At 61.9% G+C, this 24,758-nt stretch carries 22 protein-coding genes and 1 pseudogene; 22 read left to right on the forward strand and 1 reads right to left on the reverse strand.

Going from position 1 to position 24,758, the window contains the following annotated elements; all coding sequences use genetic code 11:
• Positions 1-27 precede the first annotated feature (27 nt).
• The 22 genes and pseudogenes from FJ972_RS11590 to FJ972_RS11695 all read left to right on the forward strand — a co-directional run bounded on the left by FJ972_RS11590 (position 28) and on the right by FJ972_RS11695 (position 23,516).
• Complete coding sequence (locus FJ972_RS11590; protein ID WP_140521277.1) at positions 28-1,359, forward strand: aspartate aminotransferase family protein; 1,332 nt, start codon at positions 28-30, stop codon at positions 1,357-1,359.
• A 171-nt stretch (positions 1,360-1,530) separates the two neighbouring features.
• Positions 1,531-1,623: pseudogene (locus FJ972_RS11595) on the forward strand (integrase); the annotation flags it as partial.
• A gap of 223 nt (positions 1,624-1,846) precedes the next feature.
• Positions 1,847-3,328 carry a PLP-dependent aminotransferase family protein gene (locus tag FJ972_RS11600; RefSeq protein WP_140500681.1) on the forward strand — a complete coding sequence of 494 codons (1,482 nt, stop codon included), beginning with the start codon at positions 1,847-1,849 and terminating at the stop codon, positions 3,326-3,328.
• 129 nt (positions 3,329-3,457) lie between these two features.
• The gene (locus FJ972_RS11605; RefSeq protein ID WP_140500680.1) at positions 3,458-4,222 is read left to right on the forward strand and encodes an ABC transporter ATP-binding protein; all 765 of its coding nucleotides are present in this window, start codon (positions 3,458-3,460) and stop codon (positions 4,220-4,222) included.
• Positions 4,223-4,244: 22 nt separating this feature from the next.
• A complete protein-coding gene (locus FJ972_RS11610) occupies positions 4,245-5,039 on the forward strand; it encodes a transporter substrate-binding domain-containing protein (protein WP_140521278.1) in 795 nt (264 codons plus the stop codon).
• Between the two features lie 77 nt (positions 5,040-5,116).
• Positions 5,117-5,815 (forward strand): ABC transporter permease, encoded by a 699-nt coding sequence (locus FJ972_RS11615; RefSeq protein WP_140500678.1) that lies wholly within the window; start codon positions 5,117-5,119, stop codon positions 5,813-5,815.
• Complete coding sequence (locus FJ972_RS11620; protein WP_140500677.1) at positions 5,812-6,546, forward strand: ABC transporter permease; 735 nt, start codon at positions 5,812-5,814, stop codon at positions 6,544-6,546. Before FJ972_RS11615 ends, FJ972_RS11620 begins: the two co-directional genes overlap by 4 nt.
• Positions 6,533-7,342 (forward strand): histidinol-phosphatase, encoded by an 810-nt coding sequence (gene hisN / locus FJ972_RS11625; RefSeq protein WP_140500676.1) that lies wholly within the window; start codon positions 6,533-6,535, stop codon positions 7,340-7,342. The genes FJ972_RS11620 and hisN overlap by 14 nt, the downstream gene beginning before the upstream one ends.
• A gap of 20 nt (positions 7,343-7,362) precedes the next feature.
• Positions 7,363-8,487, forward strand: a complete 1,125-nt coding sequence (locus tag FJ972_RS11630; RefSeq protein ID WP_140521279.1) for an aminotransferase class I/II-fold pyridoxal phosphate-dependent enzyme — start codon at positions 7,363-7,365, stop codon at positions 8,485-8,487.
• Between the two features lie 11 nt (positions 8,488-8,498).
• Entirely contained in the window at positions 8,499-9,485 is a 987-nt protein-coding gene (locus tag FJ972_RS11635; RefSeq protein ID WP_140521280.1) for an ornithine cyclodeaminase family protein, read from the forward strand.
• Positions 9,486-9,499: 14 nt separating this feature from the next.
• Positions 9,500-10,489: a pyridoxal-phosphate dependent enzyme gene (locus FJ972_RS11640; RefSeq protein WP_140521281.1), complete on the forward strand. Its 990-nt coding sequence runs from the start codon at positions 9,500-9,502 to the stop codon at positions 10,487-10,489.
• A gap of 11 nt (positions 10,490-10,500) precedes the next feature.
• A complete protein-coding gene (locus FJ972_RS11645) occupies positions 10,501-11,760 on the forward strand; it encodes a cysteine desulfurase-like protein (protein WP_140521282.1) in 1,260 nt (419 codons plus the stop codon).
• Between the two features lie 11 nt (positions 11,761-11,771).
• Positions 11,772-12,893: an aminotransferase class I/II-fold pyridoxal phosphate-dependent enzyme gene (locus tag FJ972_RS11650; RefSeq protein WP_140521283.1), complete on the forward strand. Its 1,122-nt coding sequence runs from the start codon at positions 11,772-11,774 to the stop codon at positions 12,891-12,893.
• A 937-nt stretch (positions 12,894-13,830) separates the two neighbouring features.
• Positions 13,831-14,976, forward strand: coding sequence for a glycosyltransferase family 2 protein (locus FJ972_RS11655; protein ID WP_181165248.1), 1,146 nt, complete (start codon positions 13,831-13,833; stop codon positions 14,974-14,976).
• Positions 14,973-15,989, forward strand: a complete 1,017-nt coding sequence (locus FJ972_RS11660; RefSeq protein ID WP_140521285.1) for a glycosyltransferase family 2 protein — start codon at positions 14,973-14,975, stop codon at positions 15,987-15,989. Before FJ972_RS11655 ends, FJ972_RS11660 begins: the two co-directional genes overlap by 4 nt.
• Positions 15,986-16,978: a glycosyltransferase family 2 protein gene (locus FJ972_RS11665; RefSeq protein ID WP_140521286.1), complete on the forward strand. Its 993-nt coding sequence runs from the start codon at positions 15,986-15,988 to the stop codon at positions 16,976-16,978. Before FJ972_RS11660 ends, FJ972_RS11665 begins: the two co-directional genes overlap by 4 nt.
• On the forward strand, positions 16,962-18,065 hold the full coding sequence (locus FJ972_RS11670) for a Gfo/Idh/MocA family protein (RefSeq protein WP_181165249.1): 1,104 nt from the start codon (positions 16,962-16,964) through the stop codon (positions 18,063-18,065). The genes FJ972_RS11665 and FJ972_RS11670 overlap by 17 nt, the downstream gene beginning before the upstream one ends.
• Entirely contained in the window at positions 18,062-19,156 is a 1,095-nt protein-coding gene (locus tag FJ972_RS11675) for an NAD-dependent epimerase/dehydratase family protein (RefSeq protein WP_181173504.1), read from the forward strand. The genes FJ972_RS11670 and FJ972_RS11675 overlap by 4 nt, the downstream gene beginning before the upstream one ends.
• On the forward strand, positions 19,153-20,724 hold the full coding sequence (locus tag FJ972_RS11680; RefSeq protein WP_140521289.1) for a glycosyltransferase: 1,572 nt from the start codon (positions 19,153-19,155) through the stop codon (positions 20,722-20,724). Before FJ972_RS11675 ends, FJ972_RS11680 begins: the two co-directional genes overlap by 4 nt.
• A gap of 41 nt (positions 20,725-20,765) precedes the next feature.
• On the forward strand, positions 20,766-21,710 hold the full coding sequence (locus FJ972_RS11685; protein WP_181173505.1) for a polysaccharide deacetylase family protein: 945 nt from the start codon (positions 20,766-20,768) through the stop codon (positions 21,708-21,710).
• On the forward strand, positions 21,703-22,581 hold the full coding sequence (locus tag FJ972_RS11690; protein ID WP_140521291.1) for a glycosyltransferase family 2 protein: 879 nt from the start codon (positions 21,703-21,705) through the stop codon (positions 22,579-22,581). The genes FJ972_RS11685 and FJ972_RS11690 overlap by 8 nt, the downstream gene beginning before the upstream one ends.
• Positions 22,578-23,516, forward strand: a complete 939-nt coding sequence (locus FJ972_RS11695; RefSeq protein ID WP_181173506.1) for a glycosyltransferase family 2 protein — start codon at positions 22,578-22,580, stop codon at positions 23,514-23,516. Before FJ972_RS11690 ends, FJ972_RS11695 begins: the two co-directional genes overlap by 4 nt.
• A gap of 9 nt (positions 23,517-23,525) precedes the next feature.
• Here FJ972_RS11695 and FJ972_RS11700 read toward each other — a convergent pair whose 3' ends face one another.
• Positions 23,526-24,755: an ABC transporter ATP-binding protein gene (locus FJ972_RS11700; RefSeq protein WP_140521293.1), complete on the reverse strand. Its 1,230-nt coding sequence runs from the start codon at positions 24,753-24,755 to the stop codon at positions 23,526-23,528.
• Positions 24,756-24,758 lie beyond the last annotated feature (3 nt).

The raw sequence follows: 24,758 nt of genomic DNA on the forward strand, positions 1-24,758 counted from the left end.
AGGAGTTCGCAACACGGGAGACATGGCATGAACGCCCCGCACGTCCATTCCAACCTGGACATCGACTGGTCGACCGAGGCCATCGTGGATCGGCGGAACCGCTTCTATTCGGCCACGCAGCGCAAGTTCGTTCCTTACAAGGACCCGCTGATCCTCAAGCGCGGCAAGGGCCAGTATGTCTGGGATGAGAAGGATCGTAAATACATCGACCTGCTCGGCATGAACCTTTGCATCTCGGTCGGCCACGCGCATCCGCAGGTGGTCAAGGCGGCCACCGAGCAACTGGCGGAACTGACGCATTGCACGACGATGTTCTACCACCCGGTTCCGGCTCAGTACGCCGAGGAACTGGTGGCAACGATGCCGGCCGGTCACGATTGGGTCGTACATTTCACCAACAGCGGGGCCGAAGCGATCGATCTTGCGCTGCTGATGGCGCGCTCGCATACCGGCAACATCGACATGCTGGCGCTTGCCTCGAGCTATCACGGCGCCACTTTCGGCGCGCAGTCGGTGACCGGGATAGCGGGTTTTCGCCATCCCGTACCCCAGCTTGGCGGCGTCACTTTCGTGGCCGAGCCCAACCAGTATCGCGGCATACACGGCGAAGGCTTGCAGCCCTATCTCGACGAGGTCGAGCGCGCCATAGCGAGCTCGACCAGCGGCCGGCTGGCCGGCATGATTATCGAGCCGGTGCAGGGCTATGGCGGCATCGTGCCGATGCCGGCGGGCTACATCGCCGGCGCTGTCGAGCGTGTCCGCGCGGCCGGCGGTCTCTGTATCATTGATGAAGTGCAATCCGGTGTCGCCCGAACCGGCGATGCCTTCTGGGCGTTTGAATCCCATGGCATTGTGCCCGATATCGTCGTCGTCGCCAAAGGTGTGGGTAACGGCATCCCTCTCGGCGCGGTCATCGCCAAGCGAGATGTCGCTGAATCCATGGCCGATAAATTTCTGTTCCACACCTATGGCGCCAATCCGGTGGCATGCGCGGCCGGTCGAGCCGTCCTAAAGGTCATAAAAGAGGAACGACTCCAAGAGAACGCCCGGGATGTCGGCGCGGTGCTCAAGGGTCGCCTTAACGACATGAAGGAGCGCTTTCCAATCATCGGGGATGTCAGGGGCCGCGGGCTTATGCTCGCGATCGAACTTGTCAAGGACCGCGCGACAAAAGAGCCGGCGCCGGAGGAGACCCTCGCTATCTTCGAGGAAACGCGCCGCAACGGCCTCGTCGCCAGCCGCTCGGGACCGTACCGCAACGTCATCCGCATGTGTCCGCCGCTTTGCTTGGCAATGTCCGATATCGAGGACGTCGTCGACCGCTTCGAAAAAAGCTTTGCGGCATTCAGCGGTCAATAACGGTTCCTGTGCTCGGAGGGGCACAAACCTTTGGCGGCGGCTGAGCAGCAGAGAGAATCATTCGGAAAGGACCGGGCCCGCCCAAACCGGCTCTGTCGACGTGCGGAGGCTGAGCTGTCAGAAACATGCTTGTTGGATTGAGGTCAGTTATCCTCTGCGAGCCATCCAGACTTGCTCGGTCATAGCAAGATCGTGAACACGGTCCGCTATCTGGGAGTCGATGTAGAAGATGCTCTCGAACTTGCCGAGGCAACTGAGGTGTGATCAAGAGCGGCTCCACTTCACGAGTGGAGCCGTGAACAATTTGCGCGTGCATCTCGGCCATTTGGTGCACGCTGCCAGTGGCTGAAAGCTGGCATTCGACGCATGCAGAGAAGGCTTTCTGCTCATCGTTCGTCATGTGATAGGGTGATTTCAATTCGATAGGAAGATCATCCTTATGGCTGCGTCGCCGCTCGTGAGGTCCCGCCGTAGCCGGTGAACAGACATGCACGCTTTCAACTATCCCAGCTGGAACAGGATCGTCTTCGACCGCAGCCGTGGCACGCCGTTGAACGAGCAACTTTTCGAGCAGTTGCGCCGCTGGATACGGGATGGCATCGTGGCGCCAGGAGCGCGCCTGCCGCCAAGCCGCGTCATGGCCGAGGAACTCGGGCTCTCGCGCAACACCGTTGTCCTCGCCTATGAGCGACTTGCCACGGAGGGCTATGTCGCACGTCGGATCGGCGCCGGCACCTTCGTCGAAACCATGCTGCCGGAAGACAATCACCCCCGAGCCGAGACGGCGGTCATACCGGTGTCAGGTCCAAATGCGCTCCCGGCACCCTCGCGCCGCGGCCAGGCGCTGCTCGACATGAACCTGCCAGCCGAACGCATCGAGACCTACGATCTCAGCGCCGGCGTGCCGGCGCTGAACGAGTTCCCCTATGACGAGTTCGCTCAGATCGCTAGCCGCCGCTGGCGCGAGCACGCCAGCGCCCACACCGGCTATGACTATTCGCGCGGCGCGCCACTGCTGGCCACCCGCATCGCGGGCTATCTGGCGGAGGCTAAAGCGATCAACTGTCGTCCCGAACAGATCATCGTCATCGGCAATACGCTGCAAGCGGCCGCTCTCGCGTCTCATGTTCTGCTCGACCGCGGCGACACCGTTCTGGTCGAGGATCCTTGCCACATGCCCGAGATCGCCACGCTGGAAGCCTTCGGCCTTGTCACCGTTCCCGCCCCGCTCGACAGGCAAGGCTTCGATACAGAAGCCGCCGGCGTGATGGTCCGAGAGGCGCGTATGGCCGTTGTCTCCCCGACCGAGCAATGGCCGTTCGGCTGCACGATGACATCGGATCGCCGGCAAAAGCTGCTTGATTGGGCGGCGGACCGGCCCGGCTGGATATTCGAGGATGATTCCAATAGCGAGATCCGCTGGTCGGGCGAAGCGCAGACGACGCTCTACGCGCGCGATCCGCGGCGGGTCATCTATGCCGGCTCGTTCAACCGCATGCTGGCGCCCGGCCTGCGGCTCGCCTATTTGATCGCGCCGATGCCGCTGGTCGAGGCGTTCGCCCTCGCCCAGCGTATTTTCTCCTTCTACGCACCGCTACCGGACCAGGCGCTGGTCGCCGACTTCATGGACCAGGGGCGACTCGCCTCGCACCTTCGGCGTATGCGCACCATCTACCGCGATCGCGCCGCCTGCCTGACACAATGCCTGCGCGCAAAGCTGCGAGACGGCTTCGACGTTCCCGACGTTCACGCCGGCCTGCACCTGACCGTCCACGCACGCGAACCGTTTGACGACGTGGCCGTGTCGCGAACACTGCTCCAGAAGGGGCTGGACTGCCCACCACTCTCGCGCTACGCACGCCGGGAAACCAAGCCGAGGGGTCTTGTGCTGGGCTTCGGCAACACGTCGGTCCGCCGCATCCCGCGTTGCGTCGACATCCTCGCGCAGACTATCCTCGAACACGGTTGACGACGCATTCACAGCCCACGGGACTGGAATTGGTCCGCTGCCCGTCGGCGAAATTGGCTCTTTGGGCAGCCGCGCTTCCGGGACAATCTCCGTGTCCAGCCGATCGGGAGGCAAGGGCACCAAGTGGACATGGACCAAAACACCGTCCTGCGGGCAAATAACATCCGTAAGAGCTTCGGCGCTCTGGAAGTCTTGAAAGGCGTCGACCTGGTCGCCCATGCCCATGACGTGATCACCATGATCGGCGCCAGCGGGTCGGGCAAGAGCACCTTCCTGCGCTGCATGAATCTTCTGGAAATTCCCGACGCCGGCACGATCGCGGTGGAAGGCGAGGAATTGACGCTGGATCGCAGTTCGGGGCGCGCGAAGCTGAATGCGCGCCAGATCAATCGCATCCGCAGCCGCATCGGCATGGTCTTCCAGAGCTTCAATCTGTGGAGCCAGCGCACCGTGCTCGACAACGTGATGCTTGCACCGATGAAGGTGCTCGGCCTGTCCAAACAGGAGGCCCGGCAGCGAGCCGGGGCCTATCTCGCCAAGGTCGGGCTGTTCGAGAAGCGCGACCACTACCCCGCGCATATTTCCGGCGGCCAGCAGCAGCGCGTCGGCATCGCCCGCGCGCTGGCGATGGAGCCGAAGCTGATGCTGTTCGACGAGCCGACCTCCGCGCTCGACCCGGAACTGGTCGGCGAGGTGCTCTCGGTCATGCGCACGCTCGCCGAAGAAGGACGCACGATGATCGTCGTCACCCATGAAATAGGTTTCGCGCGCGAGATCTCGCGCGAGGTGCTCTTTCTCCACCAGGGCATGGTGGAGGAGCGTGGCCCGCCGGGACAGGTTCTCGGCGATCCGCAATCGGCGCGCTGCCGGGCCTTCCTGCAGCGCGTTCTTTGAACAGGACAAACAACAGGGGAACATGATGAAAAAACTTGTCTTGATGCTTGCGGCCGGCCTCGCCGCCTTCGCCACGCAGGTCTCGGCGCGCGACCTGCGCGTCGGCAGTGAATGCACATACCCGCCGTTCAACTACAAGGACGCGAACGGCGAGTTGCGCGGCTTCGACATCGATGTCGCGAAGGAAGTTGTCAAGCGCCTCGGCGCCGACGCCTCCTTTGTCTGCATGCCTTTCGATTCGCTTATTCCGGGCCTTGTCGCCGGCAAGTTCGATCTTCTCGCCGCGTCGATGTCGATCACCGACGAGCGCAAGAAGAGCATCGACTTTTCGATCCCGTACCGCTCCTCCACCGCCCGGTTCGTCGGTCCGGACGGAAGCGATGCCAAGCCGCTGACGGACGACGGCAAGCCCAACCCCGATGGTCTCAAGGGCAAGACCATCGGGATCGAGCGTGCCTCAACTTACGAGAACTACATGCGAGACAACTTTCCTGAGGCCACGATCCAGCTCTACGACACGGCCGACAACATGCTGCTCGACCTGACCTCGAAGCGGACCGATCTCGTCTTCGCCGGCCCGATCAAGCTCGCCAACGACTTCCTCAACAAGGACCGAGGCAAGGGTTACAAATTCATCGGTCCGGAGATCAAGGACGTGAAGTATTTCGGGCCAGGCGTGGGCATCGGCATGCGCAAGGACGATGCCGGCCTTCGCGACGAGCTCGACAAGGCGATGAAGGCCATGATCGACGACGGCACGTTCAAGACCATCAACGACAAGTACTGGTCGTTCAGCGTGCTGCCGGCATCGAACTAGGCCGAGCCGTACGGTTCATCGCCGGCCATTTCACCCGATGGCCGGCGTCTTTCTTCTTGCCACCGCAGGAGCGGCAGATGGACATTTTCCAGGGATGGGGTTTGGAGGTCGCGCGCGGGCTCATGACCACCGTCGAGGTCGCGCTGCTGTCGCTGGCGGTCGGCCTCGTTTGGGGCATTCTCGGCGCGCTGGCACAGCTCTCCTCGAACTGTGTGCTGCGCGCCATCGGCCGGGGCTTCACTCTGGTCGTGCGCGGCACGCCCGAACTCCTCATCATCCTCATCGCCTATTTCGGCGGCACGGTGGCCCTGACCGGCTTGGCGAAGATGATTGACCCCAGCATCCGCTTTCTCGAAGTGCCGGCGATGCCGGCCGGCGTCTTCGCGCTCAGCCTGGTCTTCGGCGGCTACGCGGCCGAGGTGCTGCGCGGCGCCTATCTCGCCATTCCCAAGGGCGAGATCGAGGCGGCAGATGCCTTCGGCATGTCGGCCGCGACCAGCTTCATCCACATCCGCCTGCCGCTGATGTGGCGCTACGCGCTGCCCGGCCTCGGCAACAACTGGATCTCGCTCATCAAGGACACGTCGCTTATCTCCATCGTCGGGCTGGAGGAGCTGATGCGCATCTCCACCATGGCGACGCAGGTCAATGGCGAACCCTTCCGCTTCTACCTCGCCGCGGCGCTGATCTACCTCCTGCTCACCATACTGAACACCTCGATTGTCGACGCGCTGGAACGGCGTGCGACGCGCGGCGAGAGGAAGCTGGCGCGATGAACTTCGAGCTTATGGTCGAGAGCCTGCCGGCGCTGCTGTCGGCCACCGTCACGACGATCGAACTGCTCGTCGCCTCACTCTTCTGCGGCATGGCGGTGGCACTTCCCGTCGCCATCCTGCGCGTCAGCGGCCCGGCGCCGGTGCGCCTCCTGCTGCACTGGTACATCTACTTCTTCCGCGGCACGCCGCTCCTGGTCCAGATCTTCCTTGTCTATTACGGTCTCGCCCAGCTCGAGGTCGTTCGCGACAGCTTTCTGTGGCCATATCTGCGCCAGGCCTGGGTGTGCGCCATTCTGACCTTCAGCCTGAACACGGCCGCCTACACCGCCTACATCCTGCGCGGCGCCATCGAGGCGGTGCCAGCCGGTGAGATCGAGGCGGCGCGTGCCTGCGGCATGTCGACGGCGTTGACCTACCGCACGATCATCCTGCCGGGCGCCTTCCGCATCGCCCTGCCGGCTTACGGCAACGAGGTGGTCAGCATGCTGAAATCCACATCACTCGCCTCGACCATCACCGTCATGGAGCTGACCGGCGCCGCCAACACGATCGTCGCCCGCACCTTCGCGCCCTATGAGCTCTTCATCACCGCGGCGCTTATCTACCTCACCATTACCTACGTGCTCACCACGGCGTTGCGCGCCCTCGAATACAGGCTTTCACGACACACGCGTCCTCTGGACGAACCCGCAACCCCACTCATAGAGGGAGCCGACAATGCCGGCATCTGACCCCAAGACCTTTACGGCTTTCGCCGGTTCGCTGGCAGACGTCAGCCGGGCGACAATCCAGGAAGCGCTCAGCGAGCAACACGGCTTCGTTTCCAAGGGCGATGCAAGCCCTGTCACCGCGGTAGACCGGGAGGTCGAGGAGAGGCTGCGCGCGCGCATCCAGGAGGCGTATCCCGACCACGGCATCCTCGGCGAGGAATTTGGGTCCGTCGGCCTCGACGCGGAATGGGTCTGGGTCATCGATCCGATCGACGGCACCAAAGCCTTCATCACCGGCATTCCGACCTTCGGCACGCTGATCGCGCTGGCCCGCAACGGCGTTCCCATGCTCGGGGTCATCGACAATCCCGTCACCAACGAGCGCTGGCTGGGCGCCGACGGTTCGCCGACCACCCTCAACGGCAAGCCCGTACGCACGCGCGCCTGCCAGGACCTTAGCGAGGCCCTTGTCGGCAACGGCAACCCGGAATCCTTCGACGACAAGGATACGGCCGCCTACAAGAGGCTGCGCCGCCAGGTGCGCTGGAGCGTCTATGGCGGCGGTTGCCATGCCTATGGCCGCGTCGCCGACGGCGCGCTGGACATCAATGTGGACGGGGGGCTGGACGCCTTCGATTATTGCGCGCTGATCCCGATCGTGCGTAACGCCGGTGGCGTCATGACCGACTGGCAGGGCGGCGAGCTGACGATCCGTTCCGGCCGCCGTTCCGTCGTGGCCAGCGCCACACCTGAGTTGCACAGAACTGTGCTAGGCATCCTGGCCAACGCGACCTCACCGGCCCGCGCGGCTTCCTGAAGAAGAGGAATCGTACACACATGCAGATCGAAGAATTCACCCTCGAACGCATCCAGTCGCTCTACGAGAACATCGTCGAGTACAACCTCTCCGATAGCGGGGTACACCCCTATTCGCTCAACGAACTGCTGAGCCCGGAGGAACGCGAAAAGGTGCTTGCCGCCGAACTCGGTTACGGCTGGACGAACGGTGCCGTCGTCCTTCGCGAGGCGATCGCGGCCACATACAAGAATCGTACGGTCGACGAGGTGATGGTCACCAACGGCTCGGCCGAAGCCAATTTTCTGATGGCGATGACGCTGCTGGAGCCGGGCGACGAGATCATCGTCGTCGTCCCCAACTACCTGCAGATCAGGGGATGGGCGAAGGCGCTCGGCGCGGTGGTACGTGATGTGCCGCTGCGCGAGGAACTGGGCTGGCTGCCCGATCCGGCCGACATCCGCGCGGCGATTTCGCCCCGCACCAAGGTCATCACGCTCTGCACGCCCAACAATCCGACCGGACGCGTGGTGCCGGCGGACCTGCTCGGGGAAATTGTGGCCATCGCACGCACCAACGGCATCTGGCTACATACGGACGAGGTCTACAAGGGAGCCGAATACGGTACCCTCGAGCCGCCGAGCAGCGTCGACCTTTATGAGAAAGCCATCGTCACCAGCGGCTTGTCGAAGGCGATGGCGATGCCGGGCCTGCGCATCGGCTGGCTGGTCGGCCCCGCTGCCGAGATCTATGCCTCCTGGCAGCGCAAGGACTATACCTCCATCACTACCGGCGCGGTCAGCGAACTGGTCGCGTCGATGGTGTTGCAGCCGGCGCGCCGCAAGGCGATCCTCGACCGCAGCCGGGACCTCCTGTCACGCAATGTCGACATGATGGTGCGCTGGGTCCGCGCCAACGAGGGGCTGGTCTCGCTGGCGCCGCCGCAGGCAGGCGGCATGGCATTCGTGCGCTATCACTTGCCGATAAATTCGACCGAGCTGGCGCATCGCGTCAAGGACGAGCAGGGCGTGCTTGTCGCGCCGGGCGACGTCTACGGCATGGACGGCTATTTCCGCGTCGGCATCGGCGCGCCGGCGCATGTCCTGGAAGGCGGGTTGGAACGTGTGCAGCTCTTCCTGCGCGGCCTTGCCCGCTCGGCGGCCTGAACGGAACGACCATGGCTAGGCCAGCCGCAAACATGCCGCTCATCCTCGACCGAGCGGAGATCCTGCGGCGGCTCGACCACGCCGCCGGTATTGCGGCCGTTCGCGAAAGCCTCGTCGCCTACAGCGCCGGGGCAGTCCAGCAGCCGCCCGTCGTCCACATGGGATTCGCGGCGGCGAACGGCGATTGCCATGTGAAATGCGCCCATGTATCGGGCGCGTCGATCTTCGTCGTCAAAGTCGCGACTGGGTTCTACGACAATCCGACCAAGGGCCTTCCAAGCGGCAACGGCATGATGGTGGCGCTGTCGGCCACGACAGGCGAACCGGTAGCGCTGCTGTTCGACCAAGGCATGCTGACCGACTGGCGCACTGGCTATGCCGGCGCGCTGGCGACCCGGCTGTGCTGGCCCAAGGGCGCGACGCGCCTCGGCATCGTCGGCACCGGAACCCAGGCACGCATGCAGTTACGCGCGCTGCGAGCGCTGGCTCACGGCGAGCCGCTTTCGGTCGCGGTATGGGGCCGCTCCCCAGCGGCGGCGGGACGCTTCGCCGCCGACGTGGCCGACCTTGGCCTCCAGGTATCGCCAGTCGGCTCGCTCGCCGGCCTTTGTTCCGATTCACAAGTGATTGTCACCACGACGCCCGCGACCGCGCCGCTGGTGCGCGCTGAATGGATCGCGCCCGGCACGCACATTACAGCCGTCGGAGCCGATGCGCCCGGCAAACAGGAATTGGAGAATACGTTGGTCGCGCGCGCCGACACGTTGCTCGCCGATTCGGCCCTGCAGAGCATCGACCATGGCGAGTTCGCTCATGCCATCGCGGCCGGCCTCGTCGAGCCAGAGCGGATCGGTGAGATCGGCGTATCGCTGCGGACTGGCTCATTGACGCGCAAGCCTGGCGACATCAGCATCGCCGACCTGACCGGCCTCGGCGCAGAGGACGCGGCAATCGCCAGCGCCATCCTCGCGAGCGCCGGCACAGCCGCAAACTCTTGACCCAGGACAGAACCATGTCGAACGAAGGTGACATCGCCGCCGCTGCCGCGCGTTCCGTGCGGGCGCATGCCCGCATCCGCGGTCATATCGCGAAGACGTCGCTGCTGGGCGCGTCCGCCGTCGGCGACGCGATCGGTAGCACCGTTTTGTTCAAATGCGAAAATTTCCAGTTCACCAACTCCTTCAAGGCGCGAGGCGCCTTCTCGAAGCTGACCGCGATGGACGATGCGACCGGGGGCCGGCCGTTCGTCACCGCCTCGTCCGGCAACCACGGCATAGCCTCCAGCTTCGCGGCGTCGCGCCTGTTCCGAAAATTGTCGGTCGTGCTTCCGCACAATGTCACGAAGGCCAAACTGGCGCGCATACGGTCCTTTGGCGTCGACGTGATCCTGCATGGCGACGAAAGCGGCCAGTCCGAGGCGCACGCGCGCCGCCTGGGCGAGGAGAAGGGACTCGTCTACGTATCTCCGTACAACGATCCCGATGTTGTTGCTGGCCAGGGCACGATCGGGCTCGAACTGCTGGAAGAGCATTCGCATATCGACAATGTCTTCATCGCCATGGGCGGCGGCGGGTTGATCGGCGGCATCGGCGCCGTGATGAAGGCCTTCAGTCCGCGCACGCGGATCATCGGCTGCGCGGCCGCCAACAGCATGGCGCTGGCAGCGTCGATGGAAGCGGGCAAGGTGATCGATGTCGAGCACTTGCCGACGTTGGCCGACGGCGTCGCCGGCGGCATGGATGAGGATTCAGTCACGCTCGGCCTCGCCCGGTCGGTCGTCGACGATGTGGTCATCTGTTCCGAAGCCGAGATCGCCGGCGCGCTCGCCCGTCTCGCGATCGAAGAGCATCTATTGGTCGAGGGTGCAGCCGGCCTAGCGCTGGCAGGGCTGATGAAGCACCCGGAACGGTACCGCGGCCAAGTCAATGCGATCGTGCTGTGCGGCGGGAATTTCGACTACGACGAACTGACGGCCGCGATCGCGGCGGTGCGACCGACCTGAAAGGGAATTCCATGACGACTGGACGATGGGACATCGAGGCGGTGCGCGGGGCCTTCCCGGCGCTGGCGATCACCGACGACGGCAAGCCACGTATCTATCTCGACGCGCCGGGCGGCTCGCAAGTACCGGCACGCGTGGTCGAGCGCATGAGCGAGGTGATGCTGCGAAGCTGCGCCAACGAGGGCGGTGCCTTCCACACCTCGCGTGATAGCGACCGCATCTTGGTGGGAGCGCATGCAGCGGCGGCCGCCTTGCTCGGCGCACAGCCGGACGAGATCGTCTTCGGCCTCAACAGCACCTCGCTGATCTTCCATTTTTCGCGCATGGTGGCACGCGACTGGAAACCGGGCGACGAGATCGTGCTTACCCGCATGGACCATGATGGCAATGTCGGCCCGTGGATCATCGCAGCCGAGGAACGTGGCGTCACCGTCCGCTGGCTCGAGTTCGATACCGAAACCTTCGAATATCGCTACGACATGCTGGACGAACTGATCGGCCCACGCACGCGTCTGATTGCCTGCAATCACGCGAGCAACATCTTCGGCACCGTCAACGACGTTGCCCGTATCGTGGCTGCTGGTAAAGCTGCCGGCGCCGTCACCATGGTCGATGCCGTGCAGTCGGCGCCGCATTTGGCCCTCGACGTGTCGGCGATCGGCTGCGACCTGCTCGCATGCTCTGCCTACAAGTTCTTCGGTCCGCACGCCGGGGTCATGTATATACGGCCGGAGCTGCGCGACCGGCTCACGCCGCTCAAGGTGCGGCCCGCCTCCTTCGACATGCCGTGGCGCCACACCCCCGGCACTCCCTCCTTCGAGGCGCAGGCCGGCACGCAGGCGGCGATCGAGCACATCGCTTGGCTCGGCGAGCAGTGCGCCGGCGTCGACGTTGCCGCGCCGCTGCGCCAGCGCATCGTGGCGGGATTGGAGGCGGCGACCGACTACGAAGCCGGACTGATGGACCGGTTCCTGGCGGGTGTTGCCGGCATTCCCGGTTTCAAGCTCTGCGGCATCGCCAGCCGCAACCGGCTGGACGCCCGTGTGCCCACCTTCAGCTTCCGGCTGGCCAAGAGGTCGCCGCAGGAGATCGCAGCCGCGCTGGCGGGCGAAAACATCTTCGGCTGGGCCGGCGATTTCTACGCTTATGAAGCCTCCGGCCTGCTCGGTCTGCGCGAGCAAGGCGGAGTCGCTCGGCTCGGCCTATCGCATTACACCACAGTAGACGAGGTCGACCAGGCCGTTTTGGCCGTCGCCCGGCTGGCAGCCTGACGGGGGAAAGCATGGACTACGCACGCATGGTGATCGAGAAGGAATCACCGGAGGAATACGGCTATGACCGCATTCGCTTCAACCTGTCGGAAAGCTCCGTACGAGACCGTAAGCTGTCCGATTTCCATCTCTCCGTCCCTGACCTGCTGCTGCCCTATGGCGAGCATCGCGGCGACCCTGAGCTTCGGGCGTTGGTAGCCGCGCAGGGCAAGGGCCTCGGCCCCAACGACGTTTTGGTGGCCGCCGGCGCCGCTGGCGCGCTGTTCATCATCGCCACCACGCTTCTATCGCGCGACGACCATCTTGTCGTGGTGCGGCCGAACTATGCCACTAACATCGAGACGCCGCGCGCCATCGGCTGCGGCATCACCTTTATCGACCTCAAATTCGACGATCGGTTCGGCCTCGACATCGATGCCGTCGCCAGCGCTCTGCGCCCGAACACCCGCTATGTCAGCATCACCTGCCCGCATAACCCAACCGGCACGATGATCGGCCGCCCTCAACTGGACGCGCTGATCGCCTTGGTCGAAAAGGCGGGATGCAGGCTACTGGTGGACGAAACCTACCGCGACCTGACCCATGGCGAGATGCTGCCCCCCGCCGCCTCGCTCAGCCCCGCCGCGATCAGTGTGGCTTCGCTGTCCAAGGCTTACGGCGCGCCGGGCATCCGCGTGGGCTGGATCATGACGCGCGACGTGCACTTGATGGAGCGCTTCCTGGCGGCGAAGGAGCAGATCGGCATCTGCGGCAGCGTCGTCGACGAGTGGATCGGCGCCCGCATCCTGGAAGGCCGCGACGCCTTCCTCGCCGCGCAGGCGCCAGTGCTGGCCGGACGCCTTGCCATCATGCGCGATTGGATTGAGAGCGACGAGCTGATCGAATGGGTCGAGCCCCAGGGCGGCGTGGTCTGCTTCCCCCGTTTCCGTCATGGTCCGGGATTCGATTTCGACGACTTTTACGCCGACCTGCTGGAAAGCTATGGCACCTATGTCGGTCCGGGCCACTGGTTCGAGATGCCGCGCAACCACATGCGTATCGGCTTCCTCTATCCTCTTGAGGACGAACTGCGGGGTGGCCTGGCGGCGATCTCCGCAGCGATTCGCAAGCATTCTTCCCGGCAAAGGTCGTGACATATACGGCGAGGTCCTGCCGCCGAAGGCAGATGTAGTCCCGCCTCTGGGACGTGGCACGCTTTTCAGAGCCCTTTGGAAACTCGATCCAAGGCTTGTCGGCCTACCAGCCGCTCCAAGGCTGCGATCCGCGCTCATACGTCTGCATCGTGTCAGCCGCCGCCACGTCTCGTCGAAGGAGCCGGCCTCGTAATTCAGGACCCAGATGCGGATCAGGTTTACGCGGCAGTTCGTGCCGCCTGGCGAGACCATGCAGCGTCTCGCCAGAGAGGAACTCCTGCACTACTTGACGTTTGAACTCGATGCTGTGCGTGCGATAAGTCACCATCGCTTCCATCCTTCGAAAGCCCGGCTTCCAAGTCAATTCTGCTGTTCAATTTGTCCGGTCCCAGGGGCGAACTCCAGATGGAACGCGAATTTCCGCAGCCTTGGGTGCGATTCAGTCAGCTCGTGACATTCGTGAACGCGCTCAGCAAAGAGACCGTTTATTCTCGGGGCATCCCGAAACGGTCGCGAATTGTCCTTAACGGGTACCGCTTTTGACGATCTATCTACTCGCCATCCAGGAGCATAGATTGCAGGAACGGCAGATACTCTCGGATCCGCCACTCTGCGTGGGCAGCTCTACGCACGGGCGAGATCATTTCGGGTCACTTAGGCAGGGGGCGGCGTGGCTATTGCGTGAGTTTTCGAACACCAAGTCCGCCAGGGGCGAAAGGAAAATACGCTATGGGCTGTCGCACAAGGAGAATGGATCGGCCACCTAAGAAGGCCGCGCGAGGGCCGTCCAGTGTGCGTGGCCCCAAATGTTAGTGAGCCGGACAGCGGCCGTTTAGCAGTACATGCAGGGCTCAGAGGCCGGGTGACAGTGAAGGGAAGTGGCCGCACCAAGGGGAGTTGTTCTACGAGCAACTCACAATGTCCTACTCACGCATTTGTGGCTGTCATTATCCCTGCCTACAACGCAGAACAATTTATCGAACGCACCTTGGCGTCGGTGATAAACCAGACCTACAGAAACATCGAAATAATAGTCGTTGATGACGGTTCGACTGATGAAACTGCATCAATCGTCCGCCGACTATCCAATGACGACCCGCGTATCAAGCTGCTCCAACAGAAGAACAGTGGCGTCGCGTCGGCGCGGAATACGGGGATACGTGCAAGCAAGGGTATCTATATAGCACCTATAGACGCCGACGATCTCTGGCACCCAACCAAACTCGAAAAGCAGCTGCGTGTTTTCGCTGCAGCAGGCAATGATGTTGGGCTTGTCTATACGCTTTACCGGACGATTGATGCCGATGATAAGGCGATCATTACGCCTAAGCGCATGCACCCGCACGGATGGGTATTCATGCAGCATCTCGGACAGAACTTTATCGGTCACGGAAGTTCGGCAATGTTCCGGCGCGATGTCTTACTCGAAATGGGTGGCTATTCCTCGCGACTGCGCGAAAACGGTGCGGAGGGTTGTGAGGACTTCTTCCTCCAATTGAGTATCGCCTCGAAATACCGATTCGATGTCGTCAAGGAGCACTTGGTCGGATACCGCCGAACGCCAGGAGCCATGTCGCAAGATTTCGTCCGAATGCTCATCTCGCGTCGGATGGTGCTCGAGAGCCTCTTTGCTCGCTGCAGCGAGATGGTGAGCCCGATCCTATCGGATGTGATGTTCCGTAACGATGTCGAGATCGCCAGGCTCGGGCTTAAAAGGCGCCGCTTTGCTGCCGTCGGCATGAACTTCGCCAGAGTGCTCTGGCGATCGCCCTCGCAGTTCGCGAAAGTCGTCGGTGCGACGCTTGCCATTTTCCGGCGCAAGGCGAAACAAGGAACCAAACTGGAACGCGAAGGCCGCAGCTCGGGGATCGGGAAACCGTTCTGGGACTACGCTGTCGATGAGCTTTTCGATCGCGGCGAGAATACCGATTACCGTGCCTTGCTCAACAATCTGGCTGCAATGGACAGCAAACTTGGACCCTGCGGAGGCTATTTGGCGCAGCATCCCGAACGAGGAACCTTTGCAATGCCCCAAGAGGGCAGCGGCTCAGACAGCCCGTTTCTCCTTAGAGGCTTGGAATGAAGAAGCTGCTGCTGTCGGAAGAGCAGATGTCGTCGGGCCGCAATTTGGCTCAGACGGCAGAATGCACTTTTGAGCGGACAGTGAATGAACCGACGGTCAGTGTGACCGTGCTCATTGTCACCTACAATCACGCTCGCTACGTAGCGGCAGCGATCGACAGCGTTCTCATGCAAGATACGGAATCCGGTGTCGAGATCCTGATCAGCGAAGATTTTTCGACGGACGGTACCCGGGAGATCGTGGAGCGGTATGTATCCGATTATCCCGAAAGACTATCGGCGATCTATTCTGGCAGCAATTTGAGATCCAACGAGGTCGTTGCGAGAGGACTCCGGGTTGCGCGCGGGCGCTATGTCTCGATCCTTGATGGCGACGACCTGTGGACATCCAAGACCAAGCTGCGAGATCAGGTGGCCCATCTTGACGCGCATCCTGAGCTCTCGGCCATATTTTACAATGCGCTCGTGGCGCACGGCGACGAGATCACGTCGCGGCGGTGGACGCCACGGGATCAGAAGCCCTTAATCACACAAAGGGAAATTTGGGAAGGCAATCCCTTCGCCACTTGCGGCGGTATGATGCGAACCGCGTGCGTTCGGGATGTACCGTCTTGGTATGCAGATTTCTTTCCGATTACTGATTGGCCGCTGTATGTGCATTGCGCAAAGACAGCAGACCTCGCCTTTGTCGACGAGGTGGCAGGTATCTATCGTCTGCACCCGGGTGGGCTTGTATCGGCGCTGCCAAGCCCGCTCAGGCTTGATGCGATCGAGGGATTCTACCGGCGAATGGCGAATGTCATGGATGCCCGTGGGGCACAGTTTGCCCGTGGCGGCTGTTCCCGCTACTTTTACGAATGGTCGAAGCAGTATCTGAACGGAGGTGACTTGCCGTCGGCCAGATCGTGCTTCCTACGATTGCTGCGAAGCGGCACTGGCGGAAACAACGTGCCGAAACGCGATATCGCGCGGTTGGCACTGCTCCTGCTGAAATCCTCGGTGCTCGGGAGATGACGGCTTTCCGCAACTTCGAGAATCGCGATCCGGTCCCGTCATTGCCACAGGCGGCTGTTCGTCCGAAGTGGTCGGTGATGATCCCCGTCTATAATAGCGCCCGCTTTCTTGCCTCAACGCTGCAAAGCGTGCTCGCGCAAGCCCCTGACCCGGCTCATATGCAGATCGAAGTGGTTGACGATTGTTCGTCCGACGATCCGCAAAAAGTCGTGAACGAAATCGGGGGAAGGCGTGTCGGCTTTTTCCGCCAGCCGCAAAACCTCGGCCACATCGGCAACTTCCATACCTGTCTGAGCCGAGCCCAGGGGGAACTTGTCCATCTCCTGCACGGCGACGATGCCGTCCGACCAGAATTTTACGAATTGCTCGGTCGGGGTTTCGATGCGGATCCGAGAGTAGGAGCGGCGTTCTGCCGGACGGTCTTCATGGACGCCCACGGACAGCAGTTGTCGATCGAACCTGCAATGCAGTCAATCTCCGGAAGGCTTGAGAATGCGGTGGTCCGATTGGCGCTCGAACAGCGCATCATGACGCCGTCCATCGCGGTCCGACGCGCGGTCTACGAAGAACTCGGCGGCTTCGACCGGCGGCTGAAATGCAGCGAAGACTGGGAGATGTGGATACGCATCGCTTCTCGTTTTCCTGTCTGGTACGAACCGCAAGCCCTTGCGCTTTATCGGATGCACCCGCAATCGAACACAGGGCGCCATATCCGGAATGCCGCGGACATGGCCTACACGCGAATGGCGATTGATATTTTCAAGAGCTATCTTCCAAGCGAACTCGCGGACGATGTCGCCGCATCGGCTCGGCGGACTTATTCGCAAAGCGCTCTCGAAACCGGGCGGCGGTTGCTTGGCTCTGGTGATTGGGCTGGATGCCTCGCGCAAATGAGTGAAGCCTTCCAACTCGATCCGTCGCTCAAGACAATTGGACGTATGCTGCGGCTCGTTGCGAAGCAGGGAGGCGAGATTGTCCGCCCAAATTGAAACTGTGCAACGGCAGCCGGCACGGCTGCGGCAAGGTGAGCCTGTCCGTCTCGTTTTGGCCGGATGTGGCGCCGTCACGAAGCTCTACTATGCGGAAGCGCTGTCGCGCCTTCAAGGCAGAGGCCAGATCGCAGTCGCAGCCATCTTTGATCCCGAAGCGAAATCGGCCGCGGTCGTGCAGGCGCGGCTGCCCGGAGCGAAGGTTGCAGCCAGTTTCGACGGCCTTCTGGCTGTGGGCGCCGATGTGGCGATCATCGCTTCCCCGCCTCGATACCATCTTGATCAGTCGATGCAGGCGTTGCGGGCCGGCATGCATGTTCTATGCGAGAAGCCGATGGCCACGAGCAGCTCCGACGCGGACCTTATCCTGGCGGTAGCGGCAGCCAACAATCTGCATGTGGCAACAGGCCTCGTCAGAAGGCAGTTCCCTGCCACCCGATCGATAAAGGCCATGGTCGAGGGCGGATTGATCGGAAAAATTCAAGGTGTCTGTTGTTTTGAGGGTGGCCCTTTCCAGTGGCCTGTCGCTTCGACGAGCTATTTCAGCCGCGCGGAATCCGGCGGTGGCGTGCTTCAGGACATAGGCACGCATTGCCTTGACCTCCTGACCTGGTGGTTCGGAGAGCCCCATGAAATCCACTACGCCGATGACGCAATGGGCGGCGTCGAGGCGAACTGCCTTGTCCGGTTAGGTTTTGGCGGCTTCGAGGCAACGGTCCGGCTGAGCCGTGATTGGGCTCGTCCGAACCTTTACCGTCTTGAGGGCGAACGTGGCTCGATTTCTTGGGCAGTCAATGAGACTGAGCTTGTAGAGATCGCCTTGAAAGGATGCCGCACGGCAGCCACCGCCTCCTTCACCAACACCGACGACCGGTCGCGCGATTTCGTCGACGCGTTCTGCGATCAGATTTCGGACTTGGTCGACACGGTCCGAAATGGAACCCTCCTTTCCGGGTCAGCCACAGCGGGGCGCAACGTGCTCAAGCGAATCGAGGAATGCTATGCCAGACGGAAACGGCTGGACATGCCTTGGCTCGGAGCAGAAGACTTTCGCCACGTCATTGCTTCCGCCGAGACCAGACAATGACCGGCACTGTTGCCGTGCTTGGCGCCAACGGCTTCATAGGTTGCCGGACAGTGGAGTTGCTGCATCTTTCCGGCTGGGCTGAGGTGAGGCCGATCGTTCGCAGGCCGAGTGCTTTCGCCAGCCTGTCCCGCTTTGCGATCGATGGAAGGGTGGCGGACGCGCATAACGTTCCGGCTCTTACTGCGGCCCTTCTTGGCTGTCAGTCCGTTGTTCATGCAGTTGCCGGTGATAGTCGCACGATCGTCGATGCCGTCGAGCCTGTCTATCTTGCCGCCGCCGCTGCGGGCGTCGTTCGCCTGGTCTACCTCAGTAGCGCATCCGTTCATGGCCAATCGCCGCTGCCCGGAACGGACGAAACGAGCGCGCTGCACGACGGCCAGACGGTCGAGTACAACAATGCCAAGGTTCGTGCTGAACGTCGTCTCGGGGAATTGTCACGGGACGGTGCAGTCCAGGTGGTGGTGCTGCGGCCCGGAATTGTCTTTGGCCCGCGCTCCAGCTGGACGGGGGGCTTCGCCAACGATCTCCTCGACGGCTCTGCCTATCTGGTGGATGGCGGCCATGGCATCTGCAACAGCGCTTATGTCGACAATGTCGTTCATGCGATCAAGCTTGCCATCGAAGTGCCCGAGGCGGCTGGGCGAACTTATCTGGTCGGGGACCGCGAAAGGATAAGTTGGGCAGATCTTTGCCGCCCGATAGCCGAGGCATTGGGCTTCGACCTGGCTGCGATTTCGGTTTCCGCGCCATTGTCATTCGCGCCGAACTGGACACAATGGCTGAGAGATGGCGACCTTTACCGGCGGCTTGTCCGAAGCCTCCCGAGACCCGTTCGTAGCGGACTAAAGGTAGGCTATGCCGAGTGGCGGAAATCAGGGCTCGATCAGAGGCCGCCTATGGCTCCAAAGATCAAGGTATCTGAAGAACGTGCGCTGTTGCACCGGTGTCGGGTGAAACTCCCGTCGGCCAAGGCCGAGCGCGAGCTCGGATACCAGCCGGTGGTCGGCTTCGAGGAGGCATGTCGGCGCTCAGTCGCATGGCTAACCTTTGCCGGCTACCCGACTGCGCGGAGCCAAGTGGGCGAAAGATGACCGTCAGACCCGCCGCAGCCTGTGTCTCGGTTGTCATTACGACCTATAACCATGCTCGATTTCTCGCGGAAGCGATCGACAGTGTCCGGAACCAGAGCGTGCGGCCCGATGAGATCATCGTTGTGGACGATGGTTCGTTGGACAATCCCGAAAATGTTGTTCGCCGGTATGTCGACGTCCACTACATCCGCCAAGAAAACCAGGGTTTAGCCGCTGCCCGCAATACGGGAATGAAGGCAGCACGTGGCGAATTCATCGCGTTCCTGGATGCCGACGACAGGCTGCGCCCGACGGCGCTCGCTACCAATCTTGCTTTGTTCCATGACAGTCCGGATTGCGCCTTGGTCTATGGAGCCTATTGCTACATCGATGAGGCCGGCGCAGTCAGGAATTCAGTTCCGCTGAGGCCGGTGGGAGAGGACCCGTATGCCGGATTCTTGACCGGCAACCTGATTGGAATGCATGCGACAGTGCTCTATCGGCGTAGCACATTGGAGGCTGCTGGCGGATTTGACCGATCCCTGCGGGCTTGCGAGGATTACGACGTCTACCTTCGCCTGTCTCGGGCAAACAAGGCCGCATGCACCCCGGAGTGTCTCGCAGATTACCGCAGGCACGCAACGAATATGTCCAACAGCAATCCGATGATGTTGCGCGCGGCGCTCAAAGTCCTTGGCCGGCAGAGGAATCTTGCGCGGACCAATCCAGACTGGACGGCCGCCTACCATCAGGGCGTCGAAAATTGGAAACGCTATTATGCGCACATGCAACTGGGACAGCTTAGTACAGCGGTTCGATCCCGTTCTTCGCTCGGCGGTCAGCTCCTGAACACCATTGCCGTTTCGCTCGCAGCGCCATTGCAGACCACCATGATGCTGCGGCAGCGTTTCAAGGGCTGGTCAAGTCGGCGCCGATCGGGCGTCCGGTTCGGTGACCTCAGCCGCCCGCTGCCCTTCAGTACAAATTTCGGTTTTGATCGCGGCAAGCCAGTGGACCGCCGCTATGTCGAGACTTTCCTCGCATCATGTTCGCTGAACATATCCGGCAGGGTTCTGGAGATCGGGGACAACGCCTATACGACCCGCTTCGGAGGCAGTCGAGTTGCCAGGAGCGACGTTCTAAACCGATATGAAGGCCACCCGCTGACGACCTTCGTTGGCGATCTGGCCAACGGCGACGACCTGCCGCTCGAGACATTTGACTGCATCGTGCTCACCCAGACCCTGCACCTCCTTTTCAACATGCCTGTCGCGGTTGCAACCCTATGGCGGATGCTGAAACCGGGAGGCGTGCTTCTGGTCACGGTCCCTTGGGTAAGCCCGATTGACCGAGGAGAATGGGGCGAGAGCTGGTTCTGGTCGATAACCCCGGCGGCGCTGGGCCGGCTTCTCTCAGACAGGTTCGGGGTGGAGAATGTCGAAGTCCGCCACTATGGAAACGCCTATTCGGCTACCGGGTTTCTCTATGGCTTGGCGGAGCATGAGCTGAATTTGGCAATGCTCGATGTGCATGACCCATGTTGCCCGGTGATTGTCGCCGCGCGCGCTTTCAGGCGACGAGCGGCGTGACAGTGCGTCAAGCTCTTAGCAAGCTCCTGCGACGGGGCCGATTGCTTGCCGGTTACAACCGGCCGCTCGTGCTGATGTATCATCGCGTCGGAGAACCACGCGTCGATCCTTGGGAACTCTCGGTCTCGCCACAAAATTTCGCACGCCAAATCGAAATCCTGACAAAGGCGCGCGATATTGTTCCCCTGCAATGGCTGGCACAACGGCTTCGGGACGGAAAGCCAGCGAGAAATGCCGCGGCAGTTACCTTTGACGACGGTTATGCGGATGTCGTGCAAAATGCCGTGCCGGTCATGCTACGCATGAACGCTCCTGTGACCGTCTTCGTCACTACCCACGCGCTCAGCGACCCCTCAGTGTTCTGGTGGGATATTCTGTCGCGCATCACTTTGGAAACGCCTGCTCTCCCGGAGAGGCTCGCGATCCAGATCGCAGGCCGAAACTATGATTGGCTCGTGACGGAGGACGCCACGCGCGCGAAATCGAATCTCGTCATCAGCCGCACGGCGCTCCATTTCGGCTTGCACGCACTGCTGAAGCCGTTGAGAGTACACGAACGGAGGAGGGCGCTGCAGCAGCTGGCAAGATGGGCAGGAACCGACGCCAGCCCCCGAAGGCGTGACCGCGCCATGACTCATTCGGAGCTGCGGCATCTCGCCGACACCGATGGCGTTTCGATCGGTGCCCACACCTGCACGCATCCATCCCTGCCGTTGCTGAAACGGGACAGTCTTGAACGCGAGATCTCTGCTAGCCGTCAACAATGCGAAGAGATTACAGGGCGGAGGGTGGCGGGATTCGCATACCCCTTCGGAGACTTCGACGACAGCACCGCCGAAGCGGTAAGATCTGCTGGCATGGACTATGCAGTAACCATCCTGCCGCGTGAAGCTGGGCTCAGGGTCGACCCTTTCCGACTGCCGCGGGTCACGGTCGCTGATTGGGGTGAGATAGAGTTCCGGCGCGCGGTCCTTTGCCATGGCTGACCATGCATGCCGAGAACCGCGCGTCACGGGAATCATCGTCGTGTTCAACGGCGAGAAATATCTCCGAGAAGCTATTGACAGCGTTGTAGGTCAAAGCTTCACCGACTGGGAACTCCTCGTCGTCGACGATGGCTCGACGGACCGGTCATCTGTCATCGTGCGCGAGTATGCGCAGCGCTTGCCAGGCAAGGTGCGACTACTCTCCCATCCCGATAACGGCAATCATGGTATCAGCGCGTCGCGCAACCGCGGGCTGGCCGAGGCGCGGGGCGCCTATGTCGCGTTTCTCGATGCAGACGATACATGGCTGCCCGAAAAGCTGTCCGAACAAGTCTGCATCATGGAAAACGATCCGGCGCTCGGTCTAATCTACGGCCGGACGTTGATCTGGCATAGCTGGGCAAAGCTTGCTGGTCGTGCGGACTACTATTACCCGCTCGGAGTCGAACCGAACGCCCGATACGATCCGCCCGTGCTGCTGGAACTGCTGCTGCAGAACCAAGCCCAGACGCCGACAACTTGCAACGCCCTGATGCGTTCAAGTTTGTTGGCAACGCTCGGGGGATTCGAGAACAGCTTTCGCCTGATGTTCGAAGACCAGACATTCTTTGCGAAGGCGCTCGCATTCGCGCCCGTCTACGTGTCCGGCCAGACCTGGGCGAGATACCGCCAGCACGTCGAAAGCTGCTCTGCCGCTTCTGCCAGGGCAGGCGCTGACGAAGCCGCGCGTATCACGTTTCTCAGATGGCTGAATGGGGTGATGGCGGATCAGGGCGCCTCCTTCCGCATTCGTTCCGCAATCTGGAAAGTGCTCGCGCGCGAAACCTGGAAGACGAGCAAGCGAAGCATCGTAAGACGGCTGCAGCGATGACTTCCGTGCCGCGGGTGACGATCATAACCCCCTTCCTCAATGCGGCGTCAAATCTGGGTGAAGCGATCGCCAGCGTCCGGGCCCAGACGATTGCAGATTGGGAGCTCTTGCTGGTTGACGACAATTCGACGGACGACAGTATCAGGATCGCCAATGATGCCGCGGCAATCGATCCTCGAATTAAGGTGCTGCGCAGGCCTCCCGGATCCAAGCGTGGCGCCGCGGCAGCGAGAAACGCCGGAATAGCCGCCAGCTGCGGCGATTTGCTTGCCTTCCTGGATGCAGATGATTTGTACGAGCCGCATATGCTGCAGACGGTCCTGGCGGCAGCCGATGCCAACCCGGATGCCGCAATGATTTTCGGGCCGACCAAATGGTGGTATCCGGATGGAGCGCGCTCCGACTGGGTCGAGCCGACAGATGGACTTGCCGCACGCTTACATCAGCCCCCCCGGCTTTTGGGTCGGCTGGTGCTGATGCAGGACGGCCACGTTCCGTGTACCTGTTCCGTGCTCTTGCGGAGAAGCGCGGTTAGCACGGTTGGTGGCTTTGAGGAGCACTTTGAGCTCTATGAAGACCAGGCTCTGTGGGCGAAGCTATTCCTGCGATTCCCAGCCTTTATCACTCCTGTAACTCTCGCACGTTACCGGCAGCATTCCAGTTCGGCCTCGGCGATTGCCACTCAGCGAGGGCTCTACGATCGGATGGGGAAACACCCCGCCCGCGCCGCTTTTCTGGACTGGATCGCGGAGCATATGATGGAAAGTGGAACGCGGGATTTCCGCCTCCAATTGGCGCTGCGGCTGGCACGCGCGCCCTATGTCACGCCTGCAACGATCGGAAGCAAAGCCGAACGGCTTGCCCTGAAGATCATGATGTGGACAGCAAAGCAGCGGCGCAGGATTCGGCGACAGCTTGCGCACGTGGCCAGGTGAAAACAGGCGTCACTTCCTGACCACCCATCGATGCGGGAAGCTGACATTGCCAAAGCCAGGCTGGGCGCTGACCGGTCGATCGTCGAGCAAACCGGGCATGACATCGAACACAGCGGCCGTCTCGACATGGTCTTCGACCACCCTGTCGTCCGCCACCAGCGCTACGTCAATCCTGTAGCGCCCTGGTCTCAGCATAAGGCTGTCCACATGTACCGTGTAGACTTCGCCGTGACGGTCATGCAGGGATTGCTCCCGGCTATCAAATGAGGTCACAGGATCCCCGAGATCATCAATGATAGTCACAAGGCACTGCAATGTTTCGCGCGGCCCATCAACCTGAAGCCGAAAAGTTGCCGGCTGCCCGGACGCGACGGGACCCATTTCATTGAAAACTTCGATGCCGACCACACGGAGGCGGCCGCGCCCGGTGCGCGTGGATCGCACACTCAGATCGGTTCCTGCGCGGGCCTCAAGCGTCTGGAGATAATCCCGGACCACGTCCTGAGTCGGACCGTCCGCCTGGACCATCCCGCCGTCGATAAGGATTGCGCGGGTGCAAAGTCGCTGCAGAACCGGCATCTGGTGACTGACGATCAGCACGGTGCGGCCTGTCCCGGCGATGCTCGCTGCCTTGGCGATGCATTTCTTCTGGAACGTGGCATCGCCGACGGCCAAGACCTCATCGACCACCAGAATGTCGGGATTGACGTGGGCGGCAATCGCGAAGGCCAGACGCAAGTACATGCCGCTTGAGTATCGTTTGACAGGCGTATCGAGAAACGGCTCGACCCCGGAGAAATCCACGATCTCGTCAAGCTTGGAATTGATCTCGATGCGCCGCATGCCGAGTATGGCCCCGTTGAGATAAATGTTCTCACGGCCGGTCAGTTCGGCATGGAACCCCGTGCCGACCTCCAGCAAAGCTCCCAGCCGTCCAAGTATCGTCGCGCGGCCGGAAGTCGGCTCCACGATCTTCGCCAGTATCTTGAGAATGGTGCTCTTTCCTGCACCGTTGGGACCGATCACGGCAAGGACTTCGCCTGCGTGCACCTCGAAGGAGACGTTTTTCAACGCCCAGAACGGCTCGTCCGCACCTTTTCGGTGGCTTGTATCGGCCTCCCCGCGAAGACCCCGCCTTTTGCTGGCGAGCGCGTCTCGCAGCGTGGGGAAGCTGTTGTTCGCCACACCAAGTCTATACGCCTTGGAGAGATTGGCAGCCTGGATCACGATGTCGGTCATCAC

It is taken from the genome of Mesorhizobium sp. B2-1-1, from assembly GCF_006442975.2.
Lineage (GTDB): Bacteria > Pseudomonadota > Alphaproteobacteria > Rhizobiales > Rhizobiaceae > Mesorhizobium.